Origin of the sequence: Novosphingobium sp. SG707, assembly GCF_012275515.1 — a bacterium.
GTDB lineage: Bacteria > Pseudomonadota > Alphaproteobacteria > Sphingomonadales > Sphingomonadaceae > Novosphingobium.
In genome coordinates, this window is the sequence record NZ_JAAZQL010000002.1 from 812,392 (window position 1) to 819,887 (window position 7,496).

Consider the following 7,496-nt stretch of genomic DNA (forward strand, 5'->3'; position numbering starts at 1 on the left):
ATCTGCTTTGGGAGCAGAGGGTCGTGGCTGCAACTGCGGACAGTCCGGAAGGTCGGCTTACAGGCGACAGATTGGCAATAGCGGCCATTAAAAGCTATAGCGCATCTGGTTTGGAACCAGAGGGTTGCGGCGGCTAGTGGGACGTCGCCAAGCGACTTCCTCAGTACTTGAAACTCGAACAGTGGGCCCGATTCAGATCAACTCATTGGTGTTATGGTACCTGCAGCTCTTGAGGGGAGGCCCCAACCACTCCGTCAAAGGCAAGGCATGCGTGGACCGTGCTTCTCAACCACCGATGGGTGGGATCAGACCCCACACGCTCGTGCCAGTAATGGCAGACCGCAAAGCCATCCACCGAGATCGGGCATTCACCGATGGTCAGGCCGTTCTGCCGCGCCAGCACGCCGGCCGTATGACGCGGCAGCGTGGCGACCAGATCGGTCTGGGTCAGCACGGCGGCCAGCCCCAGAAAACCCGGCAATCTCACCATCACCCGGCGTTCGATATGCCGGGCAGCCAGGGCATCATGCAGCAGCCTCGCGCCCGTGCCCGATGTCACCTCCACATGGTGGGCGCTTGCATAGGCCGCCGGATCGGCAGGCAGATCTTGCGCGGCCAGGCACACCCAATCCTGATAAAACAGTCGCTGATGCACGATGCCGCTGCCCAGTTCGGGAATATAGCCCAGCGCCAGATCGATCCGCCCTTCGCCCAAACCGGCATAGGTGTGGCGTCCCAGCAGTTCGACCTCAATCGTGATATGGGGCGCATGGCTGTGCATGTGCGCCAGCAATTGCGGCAGCAGCGTCACCTGGCTGGCGTCGGTCATGGCGATGCGGAAACTGCGCTGAAGCGTGGCAGGATCAATCGGACCTGTGGGACGCGAAACCGCCGCAATGGCGTCAAGGGCGGCCTGTGCCGGCGATCGCAGGGTCAGGGCGCGCCCGGTCGGCACCAGTCCGTTGCCCGCCCGCACGAAGAGCGGATCGTCCAGCAGGCGGCGCAGATTGCGCAGATGCAGCGAGACGCTGGGCTGGGTGATATCCAGCGCCTCGGCCACGGCGCTGACGCTGCCAAGCCGCAGCATCTCATGAAGTATGCGCAATTGAAGGGTGGTGAGCAGGGAATCCATATAGGTCGATCCTATACCATATATAAGGTTGATAGAATGGCCTTTGGCTGGCGCACGCTCTAGCCAGAGGCCATGAACACCTCCAGCATCATTGCCCCCCGCATTGTCATTGCCGGAGCGGGCGCTTTGGGATCGGCTCTTGGCGGCACGCTGGCGGCCCATGGCGCAGATGTCTGGCTTGTCACCCGCAATGCAGCCCATTGCGCGGCCATCGCGGCCAAGGGACTGGCGCTGGTTTCGCCCGATGGCGAGATCGTGGCCCGCCCGAATGTCACGCAAAGCTGCCGGACCATCGCCGGGCAGCCGGTCGATATGATCATCGTCCTCTGCAAATCGGCCGACACGGCTGATGTCGCGCGCGATGCCCTTGCTGTTGCCGGGGCCGATACCGTCATCGTCTCCTTTCAGAACGGCCTCGGGCAGGAAGTCCTCCTTTCAGAGATCTTCGGTGCCCAGCGTGTGATCGGCGGCAAGACCTATGCGGGCGGCGTGATGCTGGCCCCCGGCATCGTTCAGGCCACCGTCGCGGGGAAGCGCAGCATCATCGGCGAGATCGCGGGCGGACTGAGCCCGCGCTGCCTTGATCTGGCCCGGCAGCTGAGCGCCCATGGCGTGCCTTGCGAGGCCAGCGACAACATGTCCGGCGCGATCTGGGACAAGTTGCTGATCAATGTCGCCACCGGGGCGCTCACGGCTCTTACCCGCATGACCTATGGCGAGATCTATGCCGACAGGGATCTTGCCCGCGCCGCCTTTGCCGCAGTGGCCGAGGCGATGAATGTGGCCGAGGCCAAGGGCATAGCCCTCTCGATCAGGACGCCCGAAGAGGCATGGGCCATGGCCGGCGCCAATCTGCCCGAGGATTTCCGCACCTCCATGCTGCAGACACTGGAAAAAGGACGCCGCAGCGAGATCGACTTCATCAATGGCGCGGTCGTCCGCGCGGGCGAGGCGCTGGGCGTTGAAACGCCGGTCAACCGCCTGCTGGCCGCCTGCATCCATGGCGTGGAAAACAGTGCCGCCTTCACCACCATCGATTGCCCTTCGGGAGAGCGCCAATGAGCGAAAACGCCGCCCAGACGGCCCGCGCCTATGTTGAACATGTCGCCATCCGCGTGAAGGATATCCACTGGCACATCGCCTTTTTCCATGACGTCCTGGGCATGACCATGCGTGAAGTGGATGGCACCATCGCCGACCCGCGCCAGTTCTGGACTGTCGGTGGCATTCAGTTGATGGCCGATCCCACCTTTGAGGCCTCTGGGGAGCGCCTCGCCCATCTGGGCATTATGGTCGACGATCTCGATTTGGCGCTGTCCCTGGCCGGCGGCTGGAATGTGCGCGACCTGCCCCAGGGCAAGGGTTGGATCGCTTTGCCTGATGGGCTCGAGCTCGAATTGATCCAGGCGGCGCCCGGCAGCGTGGATGCCGCCCTCTCCATCGACCCGCGAAAGGCATAAACCGTGACGCGCGAACTCTACTGGGACGAATGTGCCATCGGCGATGCCTGCGAAACGCATGAGTACGAAGTCACCGAGGCGCGGGTGATGGCTTATGCCGATCTGACCGGCGATCATACCCCCGTTCACACCGATGAGGATTATGCCCGCACCACGCCTTTCGGTACGCGGGTGGCGCATGGCCTGTTCGGCCTTTCCATCGCGGATGGGCTAAAAACGCAGGCCGAGATGCGCTTCGTGCCCGGCATGTCGCTGGGCTGGGAATGGAAATTCATCCTGCCGATCAAACTGGGCGACCGCGTGCGCGTGCGCTTCCACGTCGGATCGAAGCGCCGGTCGAGCAGCCGCCCGGGCTGGGGCATTGTAATCCTGCCCAGCGAACTGGTGAACCAGCATGGCGAGGTGGTGCAGGCCGGGGAGCACCGCCTGATGATACCGCTCGCGCCTCGGGAGAATGGCCGGTGAGCGCCCCGCTTCCCCTCGCGGGCATCCGCGTGATCGATTATTCGCATTTTCTGGCCGGGCCGCATCTTTCGCGCAGCCTTGCCGCGATGGGCGCCGAGGTCATCAAGGTCGAACGCCCGGGTTCCGGCGACGCCGGGCGCAGCCACGCCTATATCCGCGATGGGCGCAGCGGTTATTTCATCCAGCAGAACATGGGCAAGCGCGGGCTTTGCGTGGATATGAAAGACACGCGCGGCGCCGAACTGATGCGCCGCCTGATCGCCAGCGCCGATGTCTTTGTCGAGAACTACCGCCCCGGTGCGCTGACCAGGTTGGGGCTGGGCTATGAGGAACTGTCGGCCCGCCATCCGGGGCTGATCTATTGCTCGGTCTCGGCCTATGGCCATACCGGTCCCGATGCCGCGAAGGCCGGTTTTGGCCTGATCGCAGAGGCAAAAAGCGGCCTGCTGGCCCAATTGGGCGTGCCCGGCGCGCCGCCGCCGCTGCTGCGCGTCTCGATTGCCGACATGTATGCCGGAACCCATGGCGTGGCGGCGGTCTGTGCCGCGCTCTATGGCCGCACGCGCAGCGGCAAGGGCACGCATATCGACCTGTCCCTCTATGACTGCACCGTTTCGATCCATGATTATGCGGTGCAGGAATATGTGATGTCCGGCGGCGCGGTGTTGCCTCGGCAGACCGGGGCGGACATGCCAAATTCAACCGTTTACGGCATTTTCTCCGCCCATGACGGCCATCTGGTGATCGCGGCGCAGGTCGACGATGCGTGGGTGAAGCTGGCGCGGCTGATCGGCGGCGAGGCTCTGGCAGGGGACAGCCGTTTCCACACGGCGACCGGCCGCAATAGCCACCGGCTGGAGATTTTGCCGATGGTGAGCGCGTGGGTCGAGGCACAGGCGGGCCAGCAGGCCGCAATTGCCGCGCTGGAGGCGGCGGGCATTCCCTGCGCCCCGGTTCAGACCATCGATCAGGTGCTGGCCGACCCGCAAATCATCGCGCGCGATATGATCGTTGATCTCGACGATCCGGTGCTGGGACCGATCAAGGCCTGCAATCTGCCCTATCGCTTTGCCGATGCCGATACCAGGCCCACCCGTTCGGCCCCGCTGCTGGGGCAGGACAATGCGGCCATCGCCGCCGAGTTGGGTTTCGACGCGCAGGCCATTGCCGCCATGGAGGCCGACGGAGTGCTTTACGCCGAGAAAGCGGCACCATCGACCTGAAAAAGGTGCAGGCAGAGCCATCGCCGCCGTGAGGCAGGTGTGTTGAAAGCAGGCCGGCAATTGGGAGAAAAACATGCTCGATTTCACGGATCAACGCGTTCTGGTGGCGGGAGGCAGTTCAGGCATCGGTCTCGCGACGGCGGTTCTTGCCGCGCAATTGGGAGCGCAGGTGACGATTGCTTCGCGCTCAACACGAAGGCTGGAAGCGGGAGCGGCGCAGATTGGCCATGGAGCGCAGACGGCGGTGCTGGACCTGACGTGTGATGCCGATGTGGCCCGCTTTTTCGACACCTCGGGCGAGTGGGACCATGTCATCGTTACCGGCTCGGACGTAAAGATCGCGCCGGTGCGCGACCTCCCGCTGGGTGATGCGCTTCAAGCCTTCAACAGCAAGTTCTGGGGCTTTTACCATTTGGCCAGCTCGGTACGGATCGCACCGGGTGGATCGCTCTCGGTGGTCGCGGGCTTTCTGGCGACGCGGCCGGTGGCGGGACGCGCGCTGATGGGGGCGATCAATGGCGCGCTGGAAAGTCTGGTGCAGGGATTGGCGTTGGAGCTCAAGCCGGTACGGGTCAACGCGGTGTCTCCGGCGGTGGTCGCAGGCGGGATGTGGTCGCATCTGAGCGAGCAGGATCAGGCCGCCATGTACGCCCGGGTGGGCGCCACCTATCCGGCGGGCCGTGTGGGCACAGGCGAGGATATTGCGCGCCAACTGCTGCTGCTGGCCGCCACGGGTTATGCCACCGGCACCATCGTCACGCTGGACGGCGGCGCCTCCATCGCCTGAGGGAGCGGAGCCATGTTCAAAAGGATGTCGGTGCTGGTCCGGCGCGAGGGCGATACGAGGGCGCAGTTCTCGCAAGGGTGGCTGCGCCATGGGCGCTTCATCGCCGACCTGCCAGGCCTGCGCGGCTATGTGCAGAACCATGTCGAGGAGGAGTTTGCCCCGCCGGTCGCTCCCCTCCTGCGCGCCGATGGCTTTGTCGAACTGCGCTTCGACAGTCCCGAGGCCATGGCGTTGGCCTTCACCAGCCCCGCCGCTCATGCGATGGCAGCCGATGAGCCCCATTTTCTCGGCCATGGATCGGGCTATGCGCTGGCGGGGGATGACGGGCTGAGGGAAGCGCAGGACGGCAACAAGCTGATCGTTGCGCTGGGCGGCGGCAACCCTGCGCGGGTGGTGGATGAAATCGCGGCGTTGAACCCGCTGGCGCTGATCCGCGACGATGTCACCGCGCTGATCGCCAAGCCGTACATGGCCCCGCCACAGCCCGCGCAGAGCTTTCTGCATCTGCATTATCGCGATGCCGGGGCCGCCGACCATGCGGCGCGCAAGATCATCGCCATCACGCAGGCCGGCACTCTGAAAGCCGCCATCTTCCGCGTGAGAACCGTGCGTTTCGTTTGATATTCGCCAACAAGGATCTGTGCATGACCGACCGCTATGCCGTGCTGGGCAATCCCATCGACCATTCCAAATCGCCCCTGATCCATGGCATGTTCGCCAAGGCCACCGGGCAGGGCATCGTTTATGAGAAGATCCTTGTACCCGAAGGCGGCTTTACGCAAATTGCCGAAACCTTTCGTGCAGCCGGAGGCAAGGGACTGAACATCACGGCTCCCTGCAAGTTGGACGCCTTTGCCTATGCCGACACCACCAGCCCCAGCGCGCAGATGGCCGGCGCCGTCAACGCCTTGCGCTTCGGCGCAGGCGGGGTGGAGGGCGAAAATTTCGACGGCGTGGGTCTGGTGCGCGACATCACCGTCAATCTGGGGCAGGCAATCACGGGGAAGCGCGTTCTGCTGCTGGGCGCGGGCGGCGCGGCGCGGGGGGCGTTGCTTCCCTTTATGGCGCAGCGGCCCGCCAGCCTGCATATCGCCAACCGCACGCCGGCCAGAGCCGAGGAACTGGCCCGCATCGGCAGCGCCCATGGCACCATCTCGGCAGGCGGTTACGATACCATCGCGGCGGGTGCTTATGATCTGGTGGTCAATGCCACCTCAGCCAGCCTGACCGGCGCCTTGCCACCGATCAGCGCGGACGCTTTCACCCATGCGACGCTGGCTTATGAACTGGCCTATGGCAAGGGGCTTACGCCGTTCCTGCGCCTTGCCCGGCAGGCGCGCCCCGCTCTCGCCGCTGCCGATGGCGTGGGCATGCTGGCCGAACAGGCCGCCGAAGCCTTCGCCTGGTGGCGCGGCGTACGGCCTGACACCGCCGAGGTCATCGCCGCCATTACCATCCCCCTGAACTGAGGTTTTCCATGCTGACTTATGTTATTAACGGCCCCAATCTGAACCTGCTGGGCCGCCGCCAGCCCCATATCTATGGTCACGAAACGCTCGCCGATGTCGAGAAGCGCTGCGCCGATCTGGCGGCGGAGCTGGGGTTGACCACCCGCTTCCTGCAAAGCAATGCCGAGCACCAGATCATCGACTGGATTCATGAGGGGCGCGAGGAAGCCGGTGCCATCGTGATCAATCCGGCAGCCTTCACCCACACGTCGGTGGCGATCCTCGATGCGCTCAACACCTTCGAAGGGCTGGTGGTGGAGGTGCATATCTCCAACGTTCACAAGCGCGAGCAATTTCGACATCATTCCTATGTCTCGGCGCGCGCCGATGCAGTGATGGGCGGTTTTGGCACCCACGGGTATCTGCTGGCTTTACGTCATGTCGCTCTGTCAAAAAGCGCATAAAAAATGTACATCGAATAGCGGACTATTCGCATCTAGATGACATTCCCTGACGGGAATCGGCAACGCGCCGGATATTGCTTCTAATTTTCTGCTTGTTGTTGTTCCGCACTCCGATGCGTGAATAAATTTTTCTCGAGGAAATGGCCAAAGTATTTATCATCCCGTTGCAGAAATTTTCTGGTTGACCTTGAAATAGCCGGTTTGGGGATCAAGCTACCATTGGCTACGCTGCTGACGAACGGCGTTTTTGTCCTAAGCCACGGCGTTAAGGTGTCGCCCGACGACGGTGAATGAACGACGGGTTCCAATGCCCCAGATCATGTCGCTGAACGACCGTTTTTGGGGCGTGAGCTACAGCAATCATTCAATTCGGACAAATGCTCCTCGATCAAGCCCGTTACGCGATCACGTAACGGGCAGGCATGCAAGAAGCAAAAGCTTGCAGGCCCCACGTTGCCGTCTCAATCAGCGGGAGGGCCAAAGAGCTTCCGGCGTAACTTCGCAAAATACCTCCAGC

The 7,496-nt window shown here is 63.3% G+C and carries 9 protein-coding genes; 8 read left to right on the forward strand and 1 reads right to left on the reverse strand.

Annotated elements, in window-relative coordinates:
* Positions 1-211 precede the first annotated feature (211 nt).
* A complete protein-coding gene (locus FHW92_RS08685) occupies positions 212-1,132 on the reverse strand; it encodes a LysR family transcriptional regulator (protein ID WP_168602834.1) in 921 nt (306 codons plus the stop codon).
* Between the two features lie 72 nt (positions 1,133-1,204).
* Here FHW92_RS08685 and FHW92_RS08690 point away from each other — a divergent pair, with 72 nt between their 5' ends.
* From FHW92_RS08690 to aroQ, 8 genes are all read left to right on the forward strand, one after another.
* Complete coding sequence (locus tag FHW92_RS08690) at positions 1,205-2,194, forward strand: ketopantoate reductase family protein (protein ID WP_168602835.1); 990 nt, start codon at positions 1,205-1,207, stop codon at positions 2,192-2,194.
* Positions 2,191-2,592 (forward strand): VOC family protein, encoded by a 402-nt coding sequence (locus FHW92_RS08695; RefSeq protein WP_168602836.1) that lies wholly within the window; start codon positions 2,191-2,193, stop codon positions 2,590-2,592. Before FHW92_RS08690 ends, FHW92_RS08695 begins: the two co-directional genes overlap by 4 nt.
* 3 nt (positions 2,593-2,595) lie before the next feature.
* Entirely contained in the window at positions 2,596-3,057 is a 462-nt protein-coding gene (locus tag FHW92_RS08700) for a MaoC family dehydratase (RefSeq protein WP_168602837.1), read from the forward strand.
* Positions 3,054-4,280, forward strand: coding sequence for a CoA transferase (locus FHW92_RS08705; protein ID WP_168602838.1), 1,227 nt, complete (start codon positions 3,054-3,056; stop codon positions 4,278-4,280). Before FHW92_RS08700 ends, FHW92_RS08705 begins: the two co-directional genes overlap by 4 nt.
* Before the next feature lie 73 nt (positions 4,281-4,353).
* Positions 4,354-5,067, forward strand: coding sequence for an SDR family oxidoreductase (locus FHW92_RS08710; RefSeq protein ID WP_168602839.1), 714 nt, complete (start codon positions 4,354-4,356; stop codon positions 5,065-5,067).
* Positions 5,068-5,079: 12 nt separating this feature from the next.
* The gene (locus FHW92_RS08715) at positions 5,080-5,688 is read left to right on the forward strand and encodes an EthD family reductase (protein WP_168602840.1); all 609 of its coding nucleotides are present in this window, start codon (positions 5,080-5,082) and stop codon (positions 5,686-5,688) included.
* Between the two features lie 23 nt (positions 5,689-5,711).
* A complete protein-coding gene (gene aroE, locus FHW92_RS08720; RefSeq protein WP_168602841.1) occupies positions 5,712-6,536 on the forward strand; it encodes a shikimate dehydrogenase in 825 nt (274 codons plus the stop codon).
* An 8-nt stretch (positions 6,537-6,544) separates the two neighbouring features.
* Positions 6,545-6,979 carry a type II 3-dehydroquinate dehydratase gene (gene aroQ / locus FHW92_RS08725; protein ID WP_168602842.1) on the forward strand — a complete coding sequence of 145 codons (435 nt, stop codon included), beginning with the start codon at positions 6,545-6,547 and terminating at the stop codon, positions 6,977-6,979.
* The last annotated feature ends 517 nt before the right edge of the window (positions 6,980-7,496 follow it).